The 23,720-nt window shown below is 38.5% G+C and carries 27 protein-coding genes; 20 read left to right on the top strand and 7 right to left on the bottom strand.

What is annotated here, in order from left to right; genetic code table 11:
* The first annotated feature begins 4 nt into the window (after window positions 1-4).
* The 4 genes from DZB84_RS11850 (at window position 5) to DZB84_RS11835 (ending at window position 2,972) form a co-directional block, all read left to right on the top strand.
* Complete coding sequence (locus tag DZB84_RS11850; protein ID WP_116352473.1) at window positions 5-505, top strand: GNAT family N-acetyltransferase; 501 nt, start codon at window positions 5-7, stop codon at window positions 503-505.
* A gap of 201 nt (window positions 506-706) precedes the next feature.
* Window positions 707-1,969 carry a Y-family DNA polymerase gene (locus DZB84_RS11845; RefSeq protein ID WP_116352472.1) on the top strand — a complete coding sequence of 421 codons (1,263 nt, stop codon included), beginning with the start codon at window positions 707-709 and terminating at the stop codon, window positions 1,967-1,969.
* 54 nt (window positions 1,970-2,023) lie between these two features.
* Window positions 2,024-2,356 carry a YolD-like family protein gene (locus DZB84_RS11840; RefSeq protein ID WP_116352471.1) on the top strand — a complete coding sequence of 111 codons (333 nt, stop codon included), beginning with the start codon at window positions 2,024-2,026 and terminating at the stop codon, window positions 2,354-2,356.
* Between the two features lie 67 nt (window positions 2,357-2,423).
* Window positions 2,424-2,972, top strand: a complete 549-nt coding sequence (locus DZB84_RS11835; RefSeq protein ID WP_116352470.1) for a GNAT family N-acetyltransferase — start codon at window positions 2,424-2,426, stop codon at window positions 2,970-2,972.
* Between the two features lie 22 nt (window positions 2,973-2,994).
* On the opposite strand, the gene DZB84_RS11830 is transcribed toward DZB84_RS11835, so the two are convergent.
* Together DZB84_RS11830 and DZB84_RS11825 are read right to left on the bottom strand one after the other, a co-directional pair.
* Window positions 2,995-4,788: a dihydroorotate dehydrogenase gene (locus DZB84_RS11830; RefSeq protein WP_116352469.1), complete on the bottom strand. Its 1,794-nt coding sequence runs from the start codon at window positions 4,786-4,788 to the stop codon at window positions 2,995-2,997.
* Between the two features lie 326 nt (window positions 4,789-5,114).
* Window positions 5,115-5,318: a CDGSH iron-sulfur domain-containing protein gene (locus DZB84_RS11825; protein WP_116352468.1), complete on the bottom strand. Its 204-nt coding sequence runs from the start codon at window positions 5,316-5,318 to the stop codon at window positions 5,115-5,117.
* 161 nt (window positions 5,319-5,479) lie between these two features.
* On the opposite strand from DZB84_RS11825, the gene DZB84_RS11820 reads away from it, so the two are divergent.
* Together DZB84_RS11820 and DZB84_RS11815 are read left to right on the top strand one after the other, a co-directional pair.
* Window positions 5,480-5,824: an iron-sulfur cluster biosynthesis family protein gene (locus DZB84_RS11820; protein WP_116352467.1), complete on the top strand. Its 345-nt coding sequence runs from the start codon at window positions 5,480-5,482 to the stop codon at window positions 5,822-5,824.
* On the top strand, window positions 5,808-6,050 hold the full coding sequence (locus tag DZB84_RS11815) for a DUF2552 family protein (protein ID WP_116352466.1): 243 nt from the start codon (window positions 5,808-5,810) through the stop codon (window positions 6,048-6,050). The genes DZB84_RS11820 and DZB84_RS11815 overlap by 17 nt, the downstream gene beginning before the upstream one ends.
* Window positions 6,051-6,064: 14 nt before the next feature.
* On the opposite strand, the gene DZB84_RS11810 is transcribed toward DZB84_RS11815, so the two are convergent.
* Window positions 6,065-6,973, bottom strand: coding sequence for an alpha/beta hydrolase (locus tag DZB84_RS11810; protein WP_116352545.1), 909 nt, complete (start codon window positions 6,971-6,973; stop codon window positions 6,065-6,067).
* 216 nt (window positions 6,974-7,189) lie between these two features.
* Between DZB84_RS11810 and DZB84_RS11805 the strand changes: the two genes are divergently transcribed.
* Entirely contained in the window at window positions 7,190-10,249 is a 3,060-nt protein-coding gene (locus tag DZB84_RS11805; RefSeq protein ID WP_116352465.1) for an efflux RND transporter permease subunit, read from the top strand.
* Window positions 10,250-10,297: 48 nt separating this feature from the next.
* On the opposite strand, the gene DZB84_RS25445 is transcribed toward DZB84_RS11805, so the two are convergent.
* The gene (locus tag DZB84_RS25445) at window positions 10,298-10,426 is read right to left on the bottom strand and encodes a hypothetical protein (protein ID WP_262983972.1); all 129 of its coding nucleotides are present in this window, start codon (window positions 10,424-10,426) and stop codon (window positions 10,298-10,300) included.
* Between the two features lie 74 nt (window positions 10,427-10,500).
* Window positions 10,501-11,394, bottom strand: a complete 894-nt coding sequence (locus tag DZB84_RS11795) for a hydroxymethylglutaryl-CoA lyase (RefSeq protein WP_189655225.1) — start codon at window positions 11,392-11,394, stop codon at window positions 10,501-10,503.
* A gap of 166 nt (window positions 11,395-11,560) precedes the next feature.
* Between DZB84_RS11795 and DZB84_RS11790 the strand changes: the two genes are divergently transcribed.
* From DZB84_RS11790 to DZB84_RS11775, 4 genes are all read left to right on the top strand, one after another.
* Entirely contained in the window at window positions 11,561-12,748 is a 1,188-nt protein-coding gene (locus DZB84_RS11790) for an acetyl-CoA C-acetyltransferase (protein ID WP_116352462.1), read from the top strand.
* A gap of 12 nt (window positions 12,749-12,760) precedes the next feature.
* Complete coding sequence (locus DZB84_RS11785) at window positions 12,761-13,450, top strand: CoA transferase subunit A (RefSeq protein ID WP_116352461.1); 690 nt, start codon at window positions 12,761-12,763, stop codon at window positions 13,448-13,450.
* A gap of 14 nt (window positions 13,451-13,464) precedes the next feature.
* Window positions 13,465-14,121: a CoA transferase subunit B gene (locus DZB84_RS11780; RefSeq protein WP_116352460.1), complete on the top strand. Its 657-nt coding sequence runs from the start codon at window positions 13,465-13,467 to the stop codon at window positions 14,119-14,121.
* Window positions 14,122-14,208: 87 nt separating this feature from the next.
* Window positions 14,209-14,457: a YqkE family protein gene (locus tag DZB84_RS11775; RefSeq protein WP_116352459.1), complete on the top strand. Its 249-nt coding sequence runs from the start codon at window positions 14,209-14,211 to the stop codon at window positions 14,455-14,457.
* Window positions 14,458-14,497: 40 nt separating this feature from the next.
* On the opposite strand, the gene DZB84_RS11770 is transcribed toward DZB84_RS11775, so the two are convergent.
* Both DZB84_RS11770 and mciZ read right to left on the bottom strand, forming a co-directional pair.
* Window positions 14,498-15,421, bottom strand: coding sequence for an aldo/keto reductase (locus DZB84_RS11770; RefSeq protein ID WP_116352458.1), 924 nt, complete (start codon window positions 15,419-15,421; stop codon window positions 14,498-14,500).
* 99 nt (window positions 15,422-15,520) lie between these two features.
* Window positions 15,521-15,664, bottom strand: a complete 144-nt coding sequence (gene mciZ / locus DZB84_RS11765) for a Z-ring formation inhibitor MciZ (protein WP_116352457.1) — start codon at window positions 15,662-15,664, stop codon at window positions 15,521-15,523.
* A 91-nt stretch (window positions 15,665-15,755) separates the two neighbouring features.
* On the opposite strand from mciZ, the gene DZB84_RS11760 reads away from it, so the two are divergent.
* The 9 genes from DZB84_RS11760 to DZB84_RS11720 all read left to right on the top strand — a co-directional run bounded on the left by DZB84_RS11760 (window position 15,756) and on the right by DZB84_RS11720 (window position 23,706).
* On the top strand, window positions 15,756-16,307 hold the full coding sequence (locus DZB84_RS11760) for an NUDIX hydrolase (RefSeq protein ID WP_116352456.1): 552 nt from the start codon (window positions 15,756-15,758) through the stop codon (window positions 16,305-16,307).
* A 6-nt stretch (window positions 16,308-16,313) separates the two neighbouring features.
* Window positions 16,314-17,483: an endonuclease Q family protein gene (locus DZB84_RS11755; protein WP_116352455.1), complete on the top strand. Its 1,170-nt coding sequence runs from the start codon at window positions 16,314-16,316 to the stop codon at window positions 17,481-17,483.
* Between the two features lie 120 nt (window positions 17,484-17,603).
* Window positions 17,604-18,251 (top strand): stage II sporulation protein M, encoded by a 648-nt coding sequence (gene spoIIM, locus DZB84_RS11750; RefSeq protein WP_116352454.1) that lies wholly within the window; start codon window positions 17,604-17,606, stop codon window positions 18,249-18,251.
* 114 nt (window positions 18,252-18,365) lie between these two features.
* Entirely contained in the window at window positions 18,366-18,836 is a 471-nt protein-coding gene (gene fur, locus DZB84_RS11745; protein ID WP_116352453.1) for a ferric iron uptake transcriptional regulator, read from the top strand.
* Window positions 18,837-19,029: 193 nt separating this feature from the next.
* The gene (locus DZB84_RS11740; protein WP_116352452.1) at window positions 19,030-19,257 is read left to right on the top strand and encodes a YqzK family protein; all 228 of its coding nucleotides are present in this window, start codon (window positions 19,030-19,032) and stop codon (window positions 19,255-19,257) included.
* 6 nt (window positions 19,258-19,263) lie between these two features.
* Window positions 19,264-20,154: a site-specific tyrosine recombinase XerD gene (gene xerD, locus DZB84_RS11735; RefSeq protein ID WP_116352451.1), complete on the top strand. Its 891-nt coding sequence runs from the start codon at window positions 19,264-19,266 to the stop codon at window positions 20,152-20,154.
* Window positions 20,155-20,371: 217 nt separating this feature from the next.
* Window positions 20,372-21,565 (top strand): phosphopentomutase, encoded by a 1,194-nt coding sequence (gene deoB, locus DZB84_RS11730; protein WP_116352450.1) that lies wholly within the window; start codon window positions 20,372-20,374, stop codon window positions 21,563-21,565.
* 2 nt (window positions 21,566-21,567) lie between these two features.
* Window positions 21,568-22,380, top strand: a complete 813-nt coding sequence (locus DZB84_RS11725) for a purine-nucleoside phosphorylase (RefSeq protein ID WP_116352449.1) — start codon at window positions 21,568-21,570, stop codon at window positions 22,378-22,380.
* 24 nt (window positions 22,381-22,404) lie between these two features.
* On the top strand, window positions 22,405-23,706 hold the full coding sequence (locus DZB84_RS11720; RefSeq protein WP_116352448.1) for a pyrimidine-nucleoside phosphorylase: 1,302 nt from the start codon (window positions 22,405-22,407) through the stop codon (window positions 23,704-23,706).
* The last annotated feature ends 14 nt before the right edge of the window (window positions 23,707-23,720 follow it).

The following is a 23,720-nucleotide window of genomic DNA, read 5'->3' as shown; positions in this document are numbered from 1 at the left end:
AGTAATGAAAATTCGTGATGCAAAACAGGATGAATTGGAGTTTATTCGTGAGCAACGAGTTGCTGCTTATCTTGAGCATTCAAGGGTAATTCCAGCTGCTCATTGGCAAGCTCTTAAGCAGGCCATTTCATCTGAGGCTGATCGCCTCCATGGTTCTGAGCTTATTGTCTGTGAGCTTGATGGAAAAATTATAGGAAGTGTAGTCTTGTTTCCCGCTAATACAGACGCATATGAAGGTCAGTTAGAAGAACTCGAATACCCTGAAATACGAATGCTAGCAGTAAGTCCTGAGGCTCGTGGAAAGGGTGTCGCTTCTGCATTAATTACTGAGTGTATACAGCGTTCACAAGCAAAGAATCATCAATTTATTGGATTACATACTGGTGAATTCATGAAACAGGCAATTAAGCTTTATACAAAACACGGCTTTGAACGTTTGCCACACTATGATTTTGAGCCAGCCAATGATGGGATTATTGTTAAAGCTTTTCGTTTATCTATTTAATACTAAAAAACCAATTCGCAATCTAAGCGTTTTGGTTTTTCTTTTGTTTACGAGGCACTCCATTAGGTAGTTAAGTATTCATTCACAACGTCATTTTGATGTCCTGTGGTTCTGCTTTAAATTTCCATTGAAATCGAACGTATATTCTCCTATTATTAGGAATAGAATACGAACATATATTCCTTTTGGAGATGATGTTAGATGGTGGATTACAGTCAGTTTCCCGTTCAAAAGATTTTATGTGTGGATATAAAAAGCTTTTATGCGAGCTGTGCTGCAGTATTATTAGGCCTTGATCCACTTGAGTGCTATTTAGCGGTTGTTGGAGATACAGAACGCCAGGGAAGTGTAGTGCTCGCAGCTTCGCCAAAGCTAAAACAGGAATTTGGGATAAAAACGGGGTCAAGACTCTTTGAGATTCCAAAAGATCCACGAATTCAAATTGTAAACCCGAAAATGGCAACCTATTTACGAATTTCAACGGAAATTACGAGACTTTTTAACCGGTATGTACCAAAAGATGCAATCCATGTATATAGCGTTGATGAAAGCTTTATCAAGATTGATGGAACTGAAAAATTATGGGGAGATGCGACAACGATCGCTCGCAAAATCAGGAAAGAGATTAAAGCTGAATATGGGCTAACCTGCGCCATTGGGATTGGTCCCAATATGCTGATGGCAAAGCTATGCCTAGATTTAGATGCAAAGAAAAAGGGAATCGCGGAATGGACCTATGATGATATCCCCGAAAAACTATGGCCTGTATCGCCACTACGAGAAATGTGGGGAATTGGGAGAAGGGTTGAGCGAACCTTAAATGGGATGGGAATTACAACCGTTGGTCAGCTTGCCCACTATCCACTTGAATTACTGGAGAAAAAATTTGGAGTGATGGGAAATCAGCTTTATTACCATGCCTGGGGGGTCGATTTATCAGAAATTGGTGCCCCTATTATGCAAGGGCAGGTAAGCTTTGGAAAAAGCCAAATCCTTTTGCGTGATTATCCTGACCCAGAAGAAGTAAAGCATGTCATTCTTGAAATGTGTGAAGAGGTAGCAAGGCGAGCACGTCGACATAAAAAGGCTGGAAGAACGATTAGCCTCGGAATTCATTATAGTCAAGATGAGTTCGGGGGTGGATTTTACCGTTCAAAAACGATTGAAACTCCGACAAATATTACGATGGAAATGTATCGGGTCTGTCTTGAATTATTTGAGAAATTCTATGCGAAAAAGACAGTTCGTAAAATATCAATTGCACTTTCTAATATTGAGGATGACACACAAATGCAGTTGGATTTGTTTTATCTTAATCGAGTCAAGCAGCATAAGCTTGGGTATGTAATGGACGGCATTCGTGGTAAATACGGCTCAGATGCAATCCTACGTGCCGTTTCCTATACAAGTGCCGGAACATCAAGACATCGCAGTAAACTCGTTGGTGGACACAAGGCAGAGTAGAGCGTCTCAAGGGGTTAGGTGCAGGAGATAGACGTAAGAAAGAAGGTAATAAGGATGATACGGGACCGCGGAACGATAAAATGGACAGCAATGATGCTGCCAGAACATGTGAAGTTGCTTAGAGATTGGGCAGAAGAAGATACGTATGAGCAAAAGCCAGAACTAGATGAACAACAAATCGAAGAGATGAACAGTGTTCTTTGTCAGGCGATGGAGGAGGGGAGAGAGTTGGTTATCACGCATTATGAAGCCAAACATCACAAACTCCTTCTTGGTACTATTCACCATTACGATGACTTACAAAATAGACTGCATATCATTGATAAATTTGGGGAAGTCCACTACATCCCTATAAATACATTAGTCGATTTACGCTTTTCAGACTAATTTTAGAAGGATTTTTAGACAAAGAATAGAAGTTAATATGGTAAAAGAATAGAATGGAGTAAAAATGATGTTTGTATACCAAATTGACAAGGAACTGTCCTTGAAATTAACAGAGGTAAACGATGCCGAGCGAATTTTCGAATTAACAGATCAGTCAAGAGCATACTTACGAGAGTGGTTACCTTGGCTCGATATGACAACAAAGGTAGAGGACACAAAAGCATATATCGAATCATGCAGGAAAAGCTATGCGGAAAATAAAGGGCTGCATACCGTTATCGTCTATAAAAATGAAATCGTTGGGGTAGCAGGTTTCAACGAAATCGACTGGACCAATAAAATAGCCTTTATCGGCTACTGGCTTGGTCAGCAATACCAAGGATATGGAATCATGACAAGGGTAGCGAAGGCATTAACTGATTATGCTTTTAACCATTTAAAATTAAATCGAGTGGAAATCCGTGCAGCGGTCGAAAATCATAAGAGCAGATCGATTCCTGAAAGATTAGGATTTGTGAATGAAGGCGAGATTCGGCAATCTGAATGGCTCTACGATCACTATGTTGACCATGTTATATATGGCATGCTAGCAAAGGATTGGAATCCAAAAAATTAAGAAGGAGCCCAAGAGGCTCCTTTTATGTATCTTTCCCCAAATGAAAAAATCGGTACGTCAAAGTAAGTCCAATAAAAAATAAGCATAGTGCGAAATAAGCGGGAAGAAGATGAATAAAGGTCGTATATCCGATTGCAAAATGAATCCAGATTCCTGCAAAAAAAGCTGGTAGTCCCCCTATTAGCAAAGTCCACCAAACCCATTTATTCCCCTGCTGAAATCCCCAGAGAGAAATAGTTAGCACCAAAAATCCAACACTCAGAAGGGCACTTCCAAAGCCCGCGCGGTCATGAGCAATGACCGAAATCAATTTATCATTAAATAAATCCAACATTTCAGGCGGCATACAAATATAGAGAATATCAGTTGGAACAAACACATTCGAAATCCCAATAAATGAAATCGTAATACCGCCTAACACAAATGAAAATCCAAGGATGATAAAAGCTAGTTGTCCAATTAAACTATGTTTCCAAACTCGGTGATTACGAGTGTTAAGTGTTGTTGGCGTCCCTTTCATATGTCTCGTTTTAATAAAACCAGTTAAATAGATTGGGAGTAAAATGAGCCAAAAAATAAGGTGAAGCCAATCGAAATATCCGTATCCAATGAATAAGAATATTCCTAAAAAACCAAGGATGGCTGCAAAATCGATCGTCTGCTTGGTCCAGAGAATCTGCTTTCGAACGCCGAAACGTGCCAATGCCATATAAACGATACCACCAGAAATCATTGTCCCAGCGAGTGTCATCCGATCATGGGCCATAAAATAGAGAATCCGTTCATTAAACAGAAGGATTTCTTCTCTTTGCATTCCAAGAAATTGTTCATCATAAGGAAGAATAATAGTTGTCAAACTAAAAAGAACAGCAATTAATCCACCAATAACGATGGACAAACCAAATAGCCAATACCATATCCATGCTGGATGAAGCGGTGGATGTGGTTGAAGTTGGTGTAAAAGGGCTTCGCTAGTTCTTTTTGTAAGACCTGGTCCAGAAAAAACATATCCTTCTGAAAGCAGCACAAGGTCAGCCCCTGCATCAAAAACTGCAAGAGCATTGGCGGGTTCATAGATACCACCGACTGTAATGATGGGAAGCGTTAACCCACTTTTTCTTAAAAAATGAATAGAATCTAGTAGTTCCCTTAAATAATGATCCTTTGACATATCCACAGGTTCATCAATGACGATACCAGAACAAGTAGACTGAATTCGCTCAAGTGAAAGACTCTTGATCTCATATACTGGAACAGCAAGATAAACAGGACGGTTTGTAGTCCACCGAAGATTTGGAGTAGAAGTTACAAATGCCGTAACATATGGATCTAATTTCGTAATCAAATCCTGTTGTTCTTCACTCGTTCCAGCCAATCTTGCCCAGACAGGCTGTTTTGGCTTCCACTTTTTAAGCTTTTGAACCGTTTTCTCAACTCCGATTGATTCATAGTTTGTAGAAAAGTCGATTTGCTGTTTTTGCCAATCTACAATTGGAAGTGAAGGGTCTTTTGTCGCCACTTTTGTTACCGGACCAATTTCAATAAAACCAAATCCAAGATTAGAAAAAGCGTTTGTACCAGTTAAAAGGGGATCCACTTTTCCGGAAAGTCCAATGGGATTTGGATAGGTTACGCCATGAATTTCCTTTTTTACAAGTTCAGAAGATTCCTCTCTACCAAGAAAATGAATGAAATGCTTTCCTCCTGGAATAGAGGCAACTAGATTCATTCCCCGGTGGATAAATTCCCGGGATCGATAGGGAGATAGACGGGATAAAATAGGTTTAAAGAGTCCATGATATGACCAATCAGGCATGTTTTGTCCTCCATGAAAGGCTTTTACCCGTATTGTAACATAATTGGCAATCCGGATAACGAAAAAACCGAATGCGTAGTGCATTCGGTTTTTCAGAGTGTAACAAAGTCAGTACTGACTTTGTCTACACGATTTTTCAAGGAATATCTGATATTCATTACATTCCCCAGACTGTCTTGAAAACGCTTGTCAGACAAGGCGCGCAGCCGATTGAAGACGCGAATAGAAGTTGCCTTCATGAGCGGACGAGAGAGGCAAGCAACGTGGTATGCGAGCGTTTGTCAACAGTCTGCACCGAATGCGTAGTGCATTCGGTGCAATAAGGATTATTCTTTTGGAGCGCGTACGACTGATTCAAAGTGACCTTTATGAGAACCATCGCAAAATGGTTTATTATTGGATCTACCACATCTGCATAATGAGAAGGTTTGTTTTGTTGGAAACGTATTTCCTTCCGCATCAATCAAATCAACATCACCTGTAATCCTTAATGAACCATTATCATTTACTTTGATGGTAACCTTCGACATCTCCGAAATCCCCCTTAAATTAATCATATTACTATTGATAATAAACCAGCATTTACCAAATTTCAAATTGGTTGGTAAAGTGTAGAGTCATTGTAATGATATGTAGAAGAAGACAAGATATGTTAGAATAGACGTAATATGAAAGAAAAAGGAGAACAAAAATGAACGTCACATTTTCAGAACGGGCAATTGAAAAACTGAATACACAAATTAAAAATAAAGACAAAAAATTAAAACTAAAATATGAAACAGAAGGCTGCGGCTGTGTGGTGAGTGGAGTTACGGCATTGTGGCTAGTAGACTTTGAAGACGATGATGATCTAGTCTTTGAAACAAATTATCAACCATTATTAGTAGAAAAATCTAAAATGGTATTTTTAGATGAAAATATGACAATCGATTTTCTTGAACAGGCAAATTGCTATATGTTAAAGAGCCCAAATGAGATTTTAAATCCGCGTTTACGGCTAGTAGAAGTGAGTGATGTACATGAGTTCCAATCTTAAAACAATCCGAAATATTGCAGAAGATAAAACATGGGTTTCCTTTTTACATGATAACCATCCATATAGCCTCTTACACTGGTCAATTGCAGGGGTAAACCATGATCAAAAGGATGTATGGTTGCTTCAGGATGAGGTGACTTTTGAGGTTCAGGAGTTTGAAACAATTGAACTCGCATTAGCCTGGATCGATAAGCATTTAACAGACATTACAGATGTACTTGGGTAAGGGACTGAATTCAATCAGTCCCTTACATATGTCTCTAAAAAATCGTCAATCACTTTTTCATAGGCTTCCTTGTTATCAGCGAAGGAATAGGCATGCTTGCCTTTTTCCGCGATCAGCATCTGCTTTGGTCCTTCCTTCATTTTATAAAGCTCCATTGTCATTTCAGGTAAAATATAATCATCCTTCGCACTATGAATAAATAAAACTGGATTTTTTATATTTTGAATCACGGAAACAGGAGAAACATCTTTGATGCTATATCCATCGCGAAGCTTTAAAAATACATTAGCAAAAGGAAGAACAAGTGGGGCGGGAACTTTATAATCAACCTTTAATAAATATTTCAGCTGAGCTTCAAAATCGGAAAACGGGCAGTCCACGATATAAAAATTTGCTCCGTCTTCAATCATTCCGGCATATAGTAAAGTCGTTACTGCCCCCATCGATTCCCCGTGAATACCAATCGTACTGTCATCTCCCAATTTTTCTTTTACCCAGGAAACAACCGATTCAAGATCGAATTTTTCATAATGCCCATAGCTTGTTGTCTTTCCCCCGGTTTCTCCATGTCGACGATGATCATACAAAAGGACATTCCAATCACGTTCCAAGAAAAGCTTCATGTATTTAATGGAATTTAGTTTATTTTGAGTCACGCCATGCGAAATGATAATAACTCGTTTTTTATCCGTTCCTTTTACAAACCAGCCTTTAATCATGTATCCAAATCTAGATTGAATGGATACATCCTCTTTTTTCAGAGACTCAACCTCATCTAAAGTAAGGCGCCCTTCCTGTGTTTCTCGTTCAAGAATCTCATCATCGGTTTTCTTCTTCATAAACATAACAATGTTTGTAAAAATCATTCCAATTGTGGTCATATAGCCGACGAGAATTCCAAGCAATATTAATATCTTTTTCATTCTTTTCATGAAAAAACGCTCCTTCTAAAAATCCGATTGGATATGTTAGCTTCTTTTATTATATCTTTTTTTAAACGATTCTCCATAATTTTCCTACGCCTTAGGTCTTAGGTAAAGATATATCTCCGGCTCATTATGCCACTTTCCATAAGCCGATATGATTAATTTATACAAAAGTACTAAATTTTACCTGTTAGAAGAAAGAGGAGATGAACTGTGAATTTATTGAAATTTATTGTCCAACGGAAAATCTTAATTACTTTAATGATTTTCCTAGTAACCGTATTAGGGGGCTATTCTTTATTAAAAGTAGACAAAGAGCTCATGCCCCCTGTAAAACTAGACGGAGCGTTTGTTGAGATTTACGCAGGAGAAATGGCAGCAATTGAAGTTGAAAGAACGATTACCACCCCCATTGAACAACAAATTTTAGCAATAGATGGTGTTGAGAGTGTTGAGTCCACTACCAATATCGGAAGGACAACATTGAATCTTACATTTGAGACGGGGCGAGGCGAAGAGATTTATAAAGAAGTCGAGTCTGTCATTGCATCTGCCAAATCAGAGTATCCGAATATCACCGATATTGCATCAGGTCAGTATGGAGGAAGTCAAAGTTACGAATTTTTTATGGATGTATCTGGTGGCAACATGGAAGAAATGTCTGCATTTTCAAAAGAGATTTTAGAGCCAAGATTAGAAGCTCTGCCTGAGGTAAGAGATGTCTTACTAACAGGGAGCAAGGAACAAGAGGCTGCCATTAAAATAGACCGTGAAAAATTACAAGAACATAATCTTGAGGTTTCCCAAGTGGTTGCAGCGATTCAACAGTCTGAAGGTGAAGCAACCTTAGGAGAATTACAAAATGAGAAGGGTTCACCTTCTTTGAGATGGAGTTCAAAGATAGATAGTGTTCATGATATCGAAAATATTTCACTTCTAACGCAAAATGGATCGATTTTATTAAAGGATGTTGCAACTATAGCAATCCAGCCCATAGAGAATAACTCATATGTATGGAAAAACGGTTCGCAGGACTTTATTCTCGTACAAATTGGGCGTGTATCGAATGTCACGCAAATTGAGATGGCAAAAGCAATACGTGCGGAAGTGAAAAAAATTCAAAGCGATGGCCTTGTAAAGAACTTTGAATTAAACGAGGTTGTTGCCCAAGCAGATTATGTCAGTGAGTCAATCGACGGGGTTAAAGACAATATATTAATTGGTGGAATCATTGCGATTGTCATTTTATTACTGTTTTTACGTAATATTAGAGCAACCTTTATTATTGGTTTGTCGATTCCATCTTCCGTACTTTTAACTTTTACAGCGATGTGGTTATTTGATTATAGCTTTAACATGTTAACCTTACTTGGACTTGGACTGGGAATAGGAATGATGGTGGATTCCTCTATTGTCATCCTAGAAGCTATATATAAAAAGAAGGAACTTGGATTTGGTAGGTTCGAATCTGTCATCGAAGGGACTAAGGAAGTAGCTTCGGCAGTCATTGCATCTATGCTAACAACCATCGTTGTGTTCCTACCAATTGGTTTAATAGGTGGTGAGATGGGTGAATTTGTCATAATGCTTTCCGCTGTTGTGGCAATAACCTTAATAAGTTCCGTTATCATATCTTTCACATTAATTCCGTCACTGTCAGAAGTATTTTTAAAGCTAAGAAAACCATCTAAATTGAAAAAAGACTCGATTTTTATGAAAGGCTATCGCAATGTAGTTACTTGGGTGATTAAAAAGAAAAGAAATAGCTTTGCCATAATAACATTGTTTCTATTGATGTTAGTTGGTTCCTTATTTCTTGTATCGAAAATACCGATGACCATTATGCCTGATATGCTAAATCGCTATGCAGAACTTGGCGTAGACTTAGAACCAGGATTATCTGTGGAAGAAAAGCAGAATGTAGTGAATGAAATAAATCAGAGACTACAAAAAGTAAACGATGTTGAAACAAATTATGTCATGGATAATGGAAGTATGCTTTACATTATTATTAATATGACCAAGGGCGATCATATTACGGTAGAACAAAAGGAAGTAAATGAAAAAATACTAGATACTTTGCGAAATATGCAGGAAGGTCAACCCGTCTTGGGTGTTCAAAGTGCAATGGCAGGCGGGGGAGGGTTTCCTGTCAAAGTAAATATTAAAGGAGATAGTTTTGAACAGCTCCAAATGATTTCAAACAAATTTGCAGATGAGCTACAGAATGTAGATGGGATTTCAGCAATCACAAATTCAGTTGAAAGAACCTCCGAAGAGCAAATCGTTGTTTTAAAAGAAAAAGAAATCGAAAAAGAGGGCTTATTGCCTTCACAAATTAAACAATTTATTGAAGCTTCCTTTATTCAAATGCCGGTCGGTTCGATGCAGAATGATGATGAAACAATACCTTTGCAGCTAAGTTGGACGAAAATACCTGATACAAAAACGGATTTACTTGATATGAAATTACCTGTTAATGGTGTTGAAGTGCCACTTTCTACATTTATTGAACTTGAAACGGTTCAAACGCCAAATGAAATCATTCATTCTGATGGAGAAAGACTTGTGACGATTTCCGCAGATATAAAGGATCGTGATCTCGGTGCAGTAAATCGAGATATTCAGAAAATGATTGATGAATTTGAGATGCCAACAGGCTATACTCTATCAGCAGGTGGAGATTTAGAGCAGCAGCAGGAGCTAATGACGGATATGATATTTGTCTTTGCGATTTCAATCTTCCTTGTTTATTTAGTTATGGCTGTTCAATTTAACCATTTTGGGCATCCATTGCTTGTAATGTCCGTTATTCCGATTACAATCATTGGGGTAATTTTCGGATTGTTTATTACCCAGATGGAATTAAATCTCATGTCAGGAATGGGTATTATCATGCTTGTAGGAATTGTATTGAATAATGCCATATTGCTTATAGACAGAACAAACCAGCTTCGTAAGGAAGGATTTACGATTGAGGAAGCGCTTATCGGAGCAGGCAATGATCGAATTCGCCCGATTTTTATGACGACGCTGACAACGGTTGGCGGTATGCTCCCGCTTGCACTTGAATCCGGAGCCTCCGGGAATTATCAGGCGCCAATGGCAACTGTCATCATTTCAGGGTTGTCGTTTGCAACGCTCATTACATTACTGTTAATTCCTGCTGTCTATCGATTGTTTTCATTCTCTCGGATACCCGCAACTCGTAGAGAAAGAAATAAATTAAAAGCAAGAGCAACGACAAAAGTAGAAACAGCACCGAAAATCTAAAAAAAATCCCCTGGTGTAGGTCACAGTTGACTTTACCAGGGGATTTTTTCATTGCTCTGAATTTTGACGGTTTGTAGGGTGAATGGCTTTTTCCATTTCTTCAGCAGCCATCGTGTTGTTTGACGTATCAGCATTCGGTTTTCCTTTTTGAGCACGACCTTTGTCTCGTTTTGCCAATGGTAACAACTCCATTTCCAAGAGGATGTTTATAATTTCATGGATAGGATGTGGAGTTTTCAAGTGAAATATTCTTATTTTGCTTTTGTCAGCCGGTAAAATTTACTTTCAATCGGTCTTGTCAGGAGAGGATTTATTACATCAACAGCCTCCACAAGCTTTGAAAGATTGATTCCTGTGGAAATCCCCATTTCTTCAAGCATATACACAACATCCTCCGTAGCAACATTACCAGTGGCACCCGGTGCAAACGGGCAACCACCTAAGCCACCAGCAGAGGTATCGAAACGTTCTATTCCGGCTTGAATAGCAGCCAACACATTTGCAAGCGCCATGCCGCGGGTGTCATGAAAATGAGCTGTTAACAAGGTATTTGGTAGCTCTTTTTTTAACATTGAAAAAAGGGAGAAAACCTCTTTTGGATTTGCTCTTCCAATTGTATCGGCGACACTTAATTCATCTACCCCATATTGTACAAAAGTTGAGCATAGCTTTAATACAGCTTCTTCATCTACTTTTCCTTCGAACGGACAGTAAAAAGAAGTAGAAATACATGCACGTACAAAATATCCCTTTTCCTTTAATTCCTTAATAAGAGGTTTTAATTCCTCTAAACTTTCAGCCGTCGTTTTATTGATGTTTTTTTTATTAAAGCTATCACTGGCCCCAACAAAAACAGCAACCGCTTTACAATTTGTTTCATACAGTCTTTCAATTCCTTTACGATTCGGTGCTAATACAATATTTCGAGTGTCATCTAAACAAGCAGTGATAACTTCTTCTGCATCCTTCATCTGTGGTACCCATTTTGGCGAAACAAATGAGGTAAGCTCCATTTCTTGAAGGCCCGCCATTTTTAATTTTTTAATAAAATTAATCTTCGCTTCTGTTGGTATTATGCTTTTTTCATTTTGCAGCCCATCCCTTGGACCGACTTCAATAATTGTGACTTGCTTAGGTAATTGCATGGACAACCCTCCAGCAAAACATAGTCTTATCTCTTATTCTAGTGGAGCTCTTTTCTAAAAATCAAGAATAATAGAAATTTAGACAAAATAAGAGGTATTTCGAAAAAAGCATCGAAATATATATGATAATGAATACATAAAGTCCGTACGTAAAGGAGATGTTGAAATGAGTAATGATGTAGTGGTTGTAAGCGCTGTCAGAACAGCGATTGGTAGTTTTGGAGGGAGTTTGCAGTCTGTTTCAGCTCCAGAACTAGGTGCTGTCGTTATTAAAGCGGCTATTGAAAAAGCAGGGGTGGACCCGGAGCATGTAGATGAAGTGATTATGGGCAATGTTTTGCAGGCAGGTGTAGGCCAAAATCCAGCAAGGCAGGCAGCCTTAAAAGCAGGTTTGCTACAGGAAACTCCAGCGATGACAATAAATAAGGTGTGTGGCTCGGGATTAAAAGCCGTACACTTAGCAACGCAGGCAATCATTGCTGGTGATGCAGACGTAATTGTGGCTGGTGGAATGGAAAATATGAGCCAGGCTCCGTATCTGTTGAAGGGTGCCCGAAATGGATTTAAAATGGGCGACCAAAAGATGATTGATAGCATGATTTCCGATGGGTTATGGTGTGCATTTAATGATTATCATATGGGGATTACAGCCGAAAATTTATGCGATAAATATGAGATTACGAGGGAAGAACAGGATCGTTTTTCAGCTCGTAGCCAGGAGAGAGCAATAGCTGCTATTGAAGCAGGCAAATTTAAGGAAGAAATTGTGCCAGTTGTGATTCCACAACGTAAAAAAGAAAGCATTGTCTTTGATACAGATGAATACCCAAAAGCAGGTACAACAGTTGAGAAACTCGGAAGCCTGCGTCCAGCCTTTAAGAAAGATGGTTCTGTTACAGCGGGTAATGCCTCTGGAATAAATGATGGAGCGGCTGCATTTGTCATTATGAGTAAAAAGAAAGCTGATGAGCTTGGCATAAAAGGTTTAGTTACCATAAAAGCGAATGGAAATGCTGGAGTTGACCCTAGTATTATGGGGATTGGACCGGTCGCAGCTGTCCAAAAGGCAATGAAAAAATGCGGATTAAGTATTAGTGATATGAATTTAATTGAAGCAAATGAGGCCTTTGCAGCTCAGTCTATTGCAGTAGACCGAGAGCTTCATTTTAACCATGATATTTTAAATGTGAATGGTGGTGCAATTGCGTTAGGTCATCCAATAGGCGCAAGTGGAGCAAGAATTCTAGTTACTCTTATTCATGAGCTAAAACGTCGTAATGATCGTTACGGATTAGCAACTTTATGTATTGGCGGCGGCCAAGGTGTAGCGACTATTGTTGAAAATATTGAATAGTGGGGTGTGCAAATGAAACCAATATATTCCTCTTTTCAGGAAGCGGTTAAGGAAATCAAAGACGGTTCCACGATTATGGTGGGTGGATTTGGTTTATGTGGTATCCCAGAAAATTTAATTTTCGCATTGGCCGAGTCTGGGGTAAAGGATCTGACAGTTATTTCAAACAACTGTGGTGTTGATGATTGGGGACTTGGTTTACTTTTACAGAACAAACAAATTTCGAAAATGATCGGTTCATATGTTGGGGAAAACAAGGAATTTGAACGACAAGCATTGTCAGGTGAACTTGAGGTTGAGCTAGTTCCCCAAGGGACATTGGCGGAAAAAATTAGAGCAGGTGGAGCGGGGATTCCGGCATTTTACACACCTGCAGGAGTTGGAACCCCAATTGCTGAAGGAAAAGAAACCCGTGTATTTAATGGGAAGGAATATGTGTTAGAAGAGGCATTTGTGGCTGACTTTAGTCTAGTTCGCGCTGAAAAGGCTGATAAAATGGGGAATTTAATCTATAACAAGACGGCCCGTAATTTTAACCCGATGATTGCTGCAGCAGGCAAGGTAACGATTGCAGAGGTTGAACAACTCTATGAAATTGGCGAACTTGACCCAAATATGATTCATACACCGAGTATTTATGTTCAAGGATTAATTGTAGGTGAACAAAAGAAGCGAATTGAACGATTGACATTATCTAAGTAAGAGGGGAGAAGGCGATGACAAATACACGTGAAAAGATTGCAAAAAGGGCTGAAAAGGAAATTGAGAATGGCTTTTATGTAAATCTTGGAATTGGAATGCCAACCCTTGTTGCCAATTATATATCTTCTAATAAACAAGTTGTTCTCCAATCCGAGAATGGGTTGCTTGGAATTGGTCCATATCCAACTGAAGAAAATGTTGATCCAGATTTAATCAATGCCGGGAAAGAGACGGTCACAGCGATTCCGGGAGCAGCATATTTTGACAGTGCGGAATCATTCGCGATGATCCGCGGTGGACATATCAATATTGCGATTCTTGGTGGAATGGAAGTTTCAGAGAAGGGTGACCTTGCAAATTGGATGATTCCAGGAAAAATGATAAAGGGAATGGGTGGGGCAATGGACCTCGTTCATGGTGCCAGGAAGATCATTGTGATTATGGATCATGTTAATAAAAAAGGAGAGGCGAAAATCTTAACAAAATGTACCCTACCTTTAACCGGAAAGGGAGTCGTAAATCGAATCATTACCGATCGTGCTGTAATTGATGTGACTGAGAACGGATTAAAATTAGTAGAGGTGGCCAAAGGATTTACGGTAGAGGATATTATAGCTTCTACAGAGCCAAATCTACTCATCGAAAATGACGTCGTACTTGATGCATACTAAAGGAGCTTCGGCGAATAACCTACCAAGCGGTTATTCGCTTTTTTTGATATAATAGTAGCCAAATGGTTGATGTATGGAGGGAATACTATGGCTAAGAAGAAGCAAAAGCCATCTGTTAAAAAGCAAAAAGATGAGAAATTAAGCCTTGGAGACTTACTGAATGACGATATTGTTTCAAAGTTAAAAAATACACAACAACAGTTAAAAGAAGAAGTTCAGAAAAAACAAGAAGAAGAGCTTGAAAGACAAAGAGAGGAAAGAAGACAACGAGAAAAAAATAAGTCATTTGAAGAGCTATTCAACGAGAGTAACCTTAAATGGTCCGATTTTAAATAATGTCAAAACCCCACAGGTTCTGTGGGGTTCACTTATAGAATTATCGATGCTGACTATAAACCGAAGCCTTTGAAATGTCTCTGATTCTCTGAATTTCTTCATCTGTTAAAGGCATTGCATTTGCAGCTTCCACATTTTTTTCAATTTGACGGGTTGAACTTGCCCCGGTTACGACAGAAGCAACAACGTCCTCATATAAGCAATATTGTAGTGCGATTTCCGTTAAAGGTCTATTACCTGCCACATCTGATTTTAAGGTAGAAATCACAGACTCAAGCTCCTCAAAAGAATAATCAAGGTATCCATTTTGTTTTATCCTTTGACTTGCATCCTGAGCTTGTCGATTGGTGAGTAAGCCTTTAGCTACGGGGCCACGTGCAACAACACTGACTTCATTTTCTTTTAAAAAGGAAAGCATCTGTTCCTCAGGGCGTCGGTCGAGAATACTGTATTGCATCATCACGCTTACGACGGAAGATTTCTTCACAAATTCCCGGATCACATTTGGACGAATAGAAGAGATTCCATAATAGCGAATGACACCTTCCTCCTTTAACTCCTCGAATGCTTCAATCGTTTCATCGATATGATCTTCAATGGTCCCACCATGGAGTTGGTATAGATCGATATAATCGGTTTGCAGACGTCTGAGACTGTCCTTAACAGCGGACTTTATGTATTTTTTAGATGGGTCCCAGGACCATCCTTCCTTACCTTTTTCAAAACGGTTTCCAACTTTAGTAGCTAAAATAATATTTTGTCTTTTTGATTTAAGAGCTTTACCAACGAATTCTTCATTTAGTCCTTGATCATATAAATCTGCCGTATCTAAATAATTGATTCCCAAATCTATTGCAGCATCAATGATTTGTAAGGCTTCTTTTTCTTCCGTACCAATTGACATACAGCCTAGTCCTAGTTTACTTACATATAAGTCAGAAGCCCCGATCCTTCTTTTGTCCACAGCAATCCCCTCCAGATTTCTCATTCTTCTAACATCTAGATATCATTTTATCTTTTTGATGTCTGAATCACAAATAATTTGAAGGGGCATCACGCCAGCTTATTTTTTCTCCTTTTCCACTCTTCCTTGATTAATCCACTCTTGGACAGTTTGATAGGAACGACTATATTCCTTCAGTTTTGCGCGAATTTCCCATGCCTTGCCGACTAACGCTACCCGATTTTCACCAATCACAATTTTCATCGCAAACCTCCTTGGGGGTTATAAAAAGTGAAAAGAACTATGCTAAAATGTATGAAGTATATATATTTAGTAGAACAAGGAGCTGGCTATAATGGATCATTTGCGAGAAAAGACAATTAGTAGGGACGTTCTTTTTGAAGGAAAGGTTATCGATTTACATATAGAAGAGGTAGAGTTACCAAATGGAAATACGAGTAGACGAGAACTTATCAAACATCCTGGAGCTGTTGCTATACTAGCTATAACTAATGACCGTAAGCTCGTAATGGTGCAACAATATCGAAAAGCATTAGAGAAGGTCATTGTTGAGATTCCGGCTGGAAAGCTAGAAAAAGGAGAAGCCCCAGAAGTAACCGCAAAACGAGAGTTAGAAGAAGAAACGGGTTATGATTGTGAAACATTGACGCCGCTTATTTCCTTTTATACTTCTCCAGGCTTTGCAGATGAATTGGTGCATCTTTTTATTGCGAAAGGTTTAAAAAAGATGGAGAACCCAGCGGGCTTGGATGAAGATGAATTTGTCGATGTGCTCGAGGTTACATTAGAGGAAGCTGTTGATTTGATAAAAGAAAAGAAAATATATGATGCGAAGACGGCTTATGCGGTCCAGTATTTACAATTACAACAAGCATTAGGAGAATAGGCCAAGATGAACAATTACTATGTTGACCTCCATATCCATATCGGAAGAACGAATTCGGGTAAACCAGTAAAAATTACAGGTGCCAAGTCACTTACTATTGGAAACATCCTGCAGGAATCCACTGAAATTAAAGGGATGGACATGATTGGTGTTATAGATTGTCATGTTCCGGAAGTCATCGGGGAGCTTGAAGCCTTAATTGAAATGGGAGAAGTGTATCCCTATGAAGAAGGTGGATTACGTTTTAAGAATGTGACACTCCTTTTAGGGAGTGAGCTTGAAATCTATGATGAAAATTGTAAAGGACCGATACATGTCCTAGCTTTTATACCGACGATTGAAAAAATGAAGCTATTTTCCGCATGGCTATCCGAACGAATGAAAAATATAACATTGAGCTCACAAAGAATTTATGTGGGCGGAAGAGAACTGCAACGAAAGGTTAAAGAGTTATCCGGTATTTTTATTCCTGCCCATGTCTTCACTCCTTACAAAAGTATGTATGGTCGGGGTGTAAAACAATCGTTAACAGAAGTGTTTGATGAGGATTTAATTGATGCAATTGAACTTGGGCTGAGCTCGAATACAAATATGGCAGACCAAATAAAAGAATTGCATTCTTTCACGTTTGTGTCCAATTCAGACGCACATTCCCTTCCGAAAATTGCGAGGGAATATCAAATTATAAAAATGAAAGAGCCCACTTTTGAAGAACTCAGACTTGCACTCCATCAAAAAGCTGGCAGGGAAGTTGTTGCAAATTACGGGTTAGATCCTCTATTAGGAAAGTATCATAAAACAACCTGTGAGAAATGTTTAACAATCATTGAGGATGTGATGGCAGAGACTTGTCCTAGCTGTGGGCATACAGGATTTGTAAAAGGTGTTTTTGACCGACTTCAGCAGTTAAAAGACACGGATATACCAAATTCAAATCGGCCTCCATATGTGCACCAAGTTCCACTTGAATTTATTCCCGGATTAGGGCCAAAAACCTTACAAAAACTGAGGGACTATTTTAAAACAGAAATGGCTATTCTACATGAAATACCTGAAGAGGAATTAAGACGTGTGGTGAAAGGTTCAATCGTCGACATCATCATACAAGCAAGACATGGAAAACTCCGCCTTAAATCAGGTGGTGGCGGTAAATATGGAAAAGTAGACTCCGAATAAAAGGGGTCTTTTTCTATTTAATGAGAGTGGCGAATCACTAGAAATAGTTTTGGCCAAGTTGTCATAGAAATCTATTTTCCCTCATAGAATCTACTAGAAGATTGATAGGAGGAACGATAGATGAGAAAGCAACAACCATATAAAACAATTGTCGTTAACCATTTTCGTGAACATTCATCCATATATTTATTTATTTCCGTACTATTCCTAATGGGTGTCATCTTTGGAGCAATTGTCGTAAACAGCTTAAACCCAAGTCAAAAAGAAGACCTCTTTTTCTATTTAAGTCGATTTTTTGGAGAGGTCTCTGAAGGAACTTATGCCAATTCGACCGATATGTTCAAACAGAGCATCCTTCATAACCTAAAATATGTCGGACTCATGTGGATTCTGGGGATCTCCATTATCGGGCTGCCCATTATCTTAATTCTGTTATTTCTAAAAGGGGTTGTTGTCGGATTTACGGTTGGCTTTCTCGTCAATCAAATGGGCTGGAGCGGGTTTCTCTTATCATTTGTTTCCGTACTTCCACAAAATCTATTAATCATTCCAACATTTATTATCGTCGGAACAGTCGCTGTCGCATTCTCACTAAAAATGATCCGACAGCAATTTATGAAACGAATGAACGAACCTGTTTTACAACTGTTGACTCGATATTCGCTATTGATGATTGGTGTAAGTTTCGTCATTTTAATGGCTTCAGCTATAGAGGCATTCGCTTCTCCAGTTCTAATGAAAGAAATAATTGATGTGGTTAATAAATAAGAATCGTTATTAATTAATAATGGTTACTTCTTATTATTTATAATTATTTTATTTGGACAGTGCCCCTTCTTCTGATATAATAATGAGGTAATGGCGAGGGAGGGAAAGTTTTACATGGAAAATCGGATCGATCGTATAAAAAAACAGTTGCATTCATCAAGTTATAAGCTTACACCACAGCGTGAGGCGACCGTTCGGGTACTGCTTGAACATGAAGAGGACCATTTAAGTGCCGAAGATGTCTACCTCCTTGTAAAAGAAAAGTCGCCTGAAATCGGCTTAGCAACTGTTTATCGAACACTTGAATTACTTACCGAATTAAAAATTGTTGATAAAATAAATTTCGGAGATGGTGTATCCAGGTATGACCTTCGCCAAGAAGGTGCTGCACATTTTCATCATCATCTTGTATGTATCGAATGTGGGGCAGTCGACGAAATTCAAGAAGATTTACTTGAGGATGTTGAAGAAATCGTTGAAAAGAATTGGAATTTTATTATTAAAGACCATCGTTTAACTTTCCATGGTATTTGTCATCGTTGTCATGATAAAGTAGCAAAAGAAGAAACAGATCTTCTTAAATAAACGACCCTTTTCCTTTCGAGAAAAGGGTTTTTTTGATTTTCATAAATTAATAGGGAAATCAAATGCTTCTAGCTTTATCTAATGTAGTAGTGTGCGATAAAGGGAAAGAAATATAAAAAAATGGGATAAGCGTGTATAAAACCATGTGAATTTGGCATATCTTCTAATAACAATGGAATTGGAGGATTACTAGATGGGACAATGGTTTCGCGTTGTATATGATACATTAAAGGTTTTTGTATTGTTTACTGGATGCACAATTCTTTTTTATTATGGTATTATATGGGTTAATGAGGAATATCAAAATTACCACAAATATGATGAACCAGAAGGGTCCTCAGTAAAGGCTACTTCGATGATTGAAGAAAAGGAGAATGGCCTGTTGGACCGATTAGTGTTTTTTTACCGAAATGGGGAGTAGAGTCTAGTGGAAGATCAAGTGAAGGATTATTTGCATTACCTAGTTGTCGAAAGAAGACTAGCTACCAATACAGTAAAGTCCTATGAACGGGATCTCAAAAAATATTATCAATATGTAACCAAGGTTGAAAATATCTCATCCTTTAATGATGTAAACCGTTTACAAGTCATTCATTTTTTGAAGCACTTAAAGGAACAAGGAAATTCATCAAGAACCTTGGCTAGACATATAGCATCAATCCGTTCTTTTCATAAGTTTTTGTTTCGTGAAAAAGTAACTGACCATGATCCTACAGAACAGATCGAGACACCGCAGGCAGAGCGTACTCTACCGAAAGTATTAAATATTTCTGAAGTAGAGGCTTTATTGGATGCACCAAAATTGGACAATCCGTTTGGTATACGTGATAAAGCAATGCTAGAGCTTTTATATGCGACAGGGCTTCGTGTGAGTGAGCTCATTAACTTAAATTTAGCTGATATTCACTTATCAATGGGGTTTATTCGCTGCCTTGGAAAAGGAAATAAGGAACGTATTGTTCCACTCGGCAGTGTTGCGACGAAGGCATTGCAGGCATATTTAGAAAATGGTCGTGGTCAACTAGTGAAGCAAAAGAAAACGGACGCCTTTTTTGTGAATCATCATGGGAATCGTATGACAAGACAAGGATTCTGGAAAAATTTGAAGAAAATCGCAAATGATGCCCGTATTGAAAAGGAATTAACCCCACATACGCTTCGTCATTCATTTGCGACACACCTTTTAGAAAATGGGGCTGACCTTCGAGCCGTGCAGGAAATGCTTGGTCACGCAGACATTTCAACGACACAAATTTATACACATGTCACAAAAACACGCCTGAAGGATGTATATAGAAACTATCATCCTCGCGCCTAATAATGATTAATAGATTGCTAGACAATACGTCTGGCTTTTTTCGTCAAAAAATGTTAACAATTTTTGCTAATACTCTTGTGAATTTACTTGAAAAGAATAAACCACACCCTTATACTCAAAGATGTCAGACTTCTGACCATCAAACATATGTGAAAAATTGAGTAAGTTGCAACTAGAAGGGGAAAATACTTCATAGAATACTTTGGGAGGGAACTACATGTCTACTTATACATACAAACGGATCTTCTTAATTGTTATGGATTCTGTTGGAATCGGAGAAGCACCAGATGCTAAAAAATTTGGTGATGAGGGTTCAGATACATTAGGACATATTGCGGAAGAAATGAATGGTCTACATATGCCGAATATGGCAAAGTTAGGTTTGAGCAACATTCGAGAAATAAAAGGAATTCCTGTTCAAGAACAGCCACTAGCATACTACACGAAAATGCAAGAGGCCTCTAATGGAAAAGACACGATGACAGGACATTGGGAAATCATGGGCTTACATATTGAAACGCCTTTTCAAGTTTTTCCGGATGGATTTCCAAAGGAATTATTAGATGAACTTGAAAGACGAACTGGACGAGGAGTTTTAGGGAATAAGCCAGCATCCGGAACCGCCATTATCGATGAACTTGGCGAAGAACATATGAAAACAGGAAAATTGATCATCTACACATCTGCAGATTCTGTTTTGCAAATCGCAGCACATGAAGAAATTGTACCCTTAGAAGAGCAATATAAAATTTGTGAAATTGCACGTGAGTTAACCCTTGATGAAAAGTATATGGTTGGACGTGTTATTGCTCGTCCATTTGTTGGGGAACCTGGCAATTTTACAAGAACACCAAACAGGCATGACTATGCATTAAAACCATTTGAACCTACAGTTATGAATGAATTAAGTGATCAAGGTTTTGATGTGATTGCAATCGGAAAAATTTCAGATATTTATGATGGAGAAGGCGTTACACAAGCATTGCGTACCAAATCAAATATGGATGGTATGGATAAGTTAGTACAAACCCTAAATATGGATTTTACAGGCTTAAGCTTTGTAAATCTAGTTGATTTTGATGCATTATTTGGACATCGCCGCGATCCAAAAGGGTATGGAAATGCTCTAGAGGAGTATGACGCACGTTTACCTGAGGTATTTGAAAAACTAACCGATGATGATTTATTAATCATTACAGCAGATCACGGTAATGACCCAGTACATACTGGAACCGATCATACAAGAGAATATGTTCCGTTATTGGTATATAACAAAAAAATGAATGGTGGTAAGGAATTACCATTACGAACAACATTTGCAGACATTGGAGCAACAGTCGCGGATAATTTTAATGTAACATTACCTAAACATGGAAAGAGTTTTCTTTCAGAGATTAATGGGGGAATATAGGAATGGATAAATCAATTATAGAAAGAGCTTCACAATTCTTAAAGGAAAAAAGCCCGAGTGCCCCTGAAATTGGTTTGATTTTAGGTTCAGGTTTAGGCGTGTTGGCTGATGAAATTGAAAATCCAATCAAAGTCCCATATGACCAAATTCCAGAGTTTCCTGTATCAACTGTGGAAGGTCATGCCGGACAACTTGTATTTGGTACATTACAAGGAAAATCAGTTGTTGCCATGCAAGGACGATTTCATTTTTATGAGGGATATACTCTCGATAAGGTTACGTTCCCTATTCGTGTGATGAAAGAACTTGGTGTAACGAGTTTAATTGTTACAAACGCAGCGGGTGGAGTGAATGAATCATTCCAACCAGGGGATTTAATGATTATTACCGATCATATTAATTTTGGGCAAAACCCATTGATTGGTCCAAATGATTCAAAGGTCGGAGCAAGATTTCCGGATATGTCAGAAGCGTATACAAAAGAACTTCGTACACTTGCAAGGGACGTAGCGAATGAACTGAATATAACCATTCAAGAAGGGGTATATGTTGGAATGACAGGACCTTCTTACGAAACACCAGCGGAAATTAAAATGCTACGAACATTAGGTGGGGATGCGGTGGGAATGTCTACTGTTCCTGAAGTGATTATCGCTCGCCATGCGAATTTAAAGGTACTTGGCATTTCCTGTATCTCAAATATGGCAGCAGGTATTTTAGATCAGCCTCTTACCCATGATGAAGTAATTGAAACAACAGAAAAAGTAAAAACTGACTTTTTATCTCTTGTTAAACAAATTGTGAAGAAAATGTAAGTCACAAGAAAAAGGTGAAAAATAATGAGAATGGTTGACTTAATTGAAAAAAAACGTGATGGAATGGAATTAACGTCAGAGGAAATTTCATTTGTGGTAGATGGTTATACGAAAGGTGAAATTCCTGACTATCAAATGAGTGCTTTTACGATGGCAGTCTTTTTTACTGGAATGACAAAACAAGAACAAGCAGATTTCACAATGGCAATGGTTCAATCTGGCGATACAATTGACCTCTCAGGGATTGAAGGAGTCAAAGTAGACAAACATAGTACAGGTGGTGTTGGTGATACAACTACATTAGTACTTGCTCCACTAGTTGCATCTGTTGGGGTACCGGTAGCAAAAATGTCAGGTCGTGGCCTTGGTCATACAGGTGGAACGATTGATAAGCTCGAATCTGTTTCTGGCTTTCATGTTGAAATTAATAATGAAGACTTTATTCGTCTCGTCAATCAAAATAAGGTTGCTGTCATAGGGCAAAGTGGGAACCTAACACCTGCAGATAAAAAGCTTTATGCATTGCGGGATGTAACGGCGACTGTAAACAGCATCCCATTAATCGCTAGTTCAATTATGAGTAAGAAAATTGCGGCAGGAGCAGATGCGATTGTCTTAGATGTAAAAACTGGCGCAGGTGCTTTTATGAAGGATTTAGATGATGCAAAAGAATTGGCTAAAACAATGGTTGATATTGGGAATAATGTGGGCAGAAATACGATGGCCATTATTTCAGATATGAGTCAGCCGCTTGGGTTTGCGATTGGTAATGCGCTTGAGGTAAAAGAAGCGATTGACACGTTAAGAGGAGAAGGTCCTGCTGACCTGCAAGAGCTTTGTCTCGTTTTAGGAAGCCAAATGGTCGTACTAGGAAAAAAAGCGAATTCAATTGAAGAAGCAAGAAGTCTGCTTGAGGAATCCATCAAAAATGGAAAAGCATTAGAAACCTTTAAAACATTTTTATCATCACAAGGTGGAGATGCTTCTGTCGTAGATTCACCTGAAATGCTTCCAAAAGCAAAATATCAATTTGAGTTTGAAGCAGAGTCTGATGGATATGTCTCAGGTATTATTGCCGATTCCATCGGTACTGCGGCAATGCTTCTAGGTGCAGGAAGAGCAACAAAGGAATCATCAATTGATTTGGCGGTTGGGCTTGTTCTTAGGAAAAAAATAGGTGATAAGGTTTTAAAAGGAGATAGCCTTGTCACGATTCATAGTAATTTTGAAGATATTGCTGAAATCAAAAAGAAATTATCTGAAAGTATATCGATTTCATCAAATCCAGTAAAACCACCTACATTAATCATTGATAAAATATCGTAAATCACAATCCGAGG

Origin of the sequence: Bacillus sp. HNG (genome assembly GCF_003400205.1) — a bacterium.
Classification (GTDB): Bacteria; Bacillota; Bacilli; order Bacillales; family Bacillaceae_L; genus Ferdinandcohnia.
Note: the sequence above shows the minus strand (reverse complement) of the source record. Positions and strands in the feature narration are given on the sequence as shown.

Excerpts from the sequence above, each read along its gene's own strand:
- DZB84_RS11850 (WP_116352473.1), top strand. The coding sequence starts at position 5 with ATGAAAATTCGTGATGCAAAACAGGATGAATTGGAGTTTATTCGTGAG.
- DZB84_RS11845 (WP_116352472.1), top strand. The coding sequence starts at position 707 with ATGGTGGATTACAGTCAGTTTCCCGTTCAAAAGATTTTATGTGTGGAT.
- DZB84_RS11840 (WP_116352471.1), top strand. The coding sequence starts at position 2,024 with ATGATACGGGACCGCGGAACGATAAAATGGACAGCAATGATGCTGCCA.
- DZB84_RS11835 (WP_116352470.1), top strand. The coding sequence starts at position 2,424 with ATGTTTGTATACCAAATTGACAAGGAACTGTCCTTGAAATTAACAGAG.
- DZB84_RS11830 (WP_116352469.1), bottom strand. The coding sequence starts at position 4,788 with ATGCCTGATTGGTCATATCATGGACTCTTTAAACCTATTTTATCCCGT.
- DZB84_RS11825 (WP_116352468.1), bottom strand. The coding sequence starts at position 5,318 with ATGTCGAAGGTTACCATCAAAGTAAATGATAATGGTTCATTAAGGATT.
- DZB84_RS11820 (WP_116352467.1), top strand. The coding sequence starts at position 5,480 with ATGAACGTCACATTTTCAGAACGGGCAATTGAAAAACTGAATACACAA.
- DZB84_RS11815 (WP_116352466.1), top strand. The coding sequence starts at position 5,808 with ATGAGTTCCAATCTTAAAACAATCCGAAATATTGCAGAAGATAAAACA.
- DZB84_RS11810 (WP_116352545.1), bottom strand. The coding sequence starts at position 6,973 with ATGAAAAAGATATTAATATTGCTTGGAATTCTCGTCGGCTATATGACC.
- DZB84_RS11795 (WP_189655225.1), bottom strand. The coding sequence starts at position 11,394 with ATGCAATTACCTAAGCAAGTCACAATTATTGAAGTCGGTCCAAGGGAT.
- DZB84_RS11790 (WP_116352462.1), top strand. The coding sequence starts at position 11,561 with ATGAGTAATGATGTAGTGGTTGTAAGCGCTGTCAGAACAGCGATTGGT.
- DZB84_RS11785 (WP_116352461.1), top strand. The coding sequence starts at position 12,761 with ATGAAACCAATATATTCCTCTTTTCAGGAAGCGGTTAAGGAAATCAAA.
- DZB84_RS11780 (WP_116352460.1), top strand. The coding sequence starts at position 13,465 with ATGACAAATACACGTGAAAAGATTGCAAAAAGGGCTGAAAAGGAAATT.
- DZB84_RS11775 (WP_116352459.1), top strand. The coding sequence starts at position 14,209 with ATGGCTAAGAAGAAGCAAAAGCCATCTGTTAAAAAGCAAAAAGATGAG.
- mciZ (WP_116352457.1), bottom strand. The coding sequence starts at position 15,664 with ATGAAAATTGTGATTGGTGAAAATCGGGTAGCGTTAGTCGGCAAGGCA.
- DZB84_RS11760 (WP_116352456.1), top strand. The coding sequence starts at position 15,756 with ATGGATCATTTGCGAGAAAAGACAATTAGTAGGGACGTTCTTTTTGAA.
- DZB84_RS11755 (WP_116352455.1), top strand. The coding sequence starts at position 16,314 with ATGAACAATTACTATGTTGACCTCCATATCCATATCGGAAGAACGAAT.
- spoIIM (WP_116352454.1), top strand. The coding sequence starts at position 17,604 with ATGAGAAAGCAACAACCATATAAAACAATTGTCGTTAACCATTTTCGT.
- fur (WP_116352453.1), top strand. The coding sequence starts at position 18,366 with ATGGAAAATCGGATCGATCGTATAAAAAAACAGTTGCATTCATCAAGT.
- DZB84_RS11740 (WP_116352452.1), top strand. The coding sequence starts at position 19,030 with ATGGGACAATGGTTTCGCGTTGTATATGATACATTAAAGGTTTTTGTA.
- deoB (WP_116352450.1), top strand. The coding sequence starts at position 20,372 with ATGTCTACTTATACATACAAACGGATCTTCTTAATTGTTATGGATTCT.
- DZB84_RS11725 (WP_116352449.1), top strand. The coding sequence starts at position 21,568 with ATGGATAAATCAATTATAGAAAGAGCTTCACAATTCTTAAAGGAAAAA.
- DZB84_RS11720 (WP_116352448.1), top strand. The coding sequence starts at position 22,405 with ATGAGAATGGTTGACTTAATTGAAAAAAAACGTGATGGAATGGAATTA.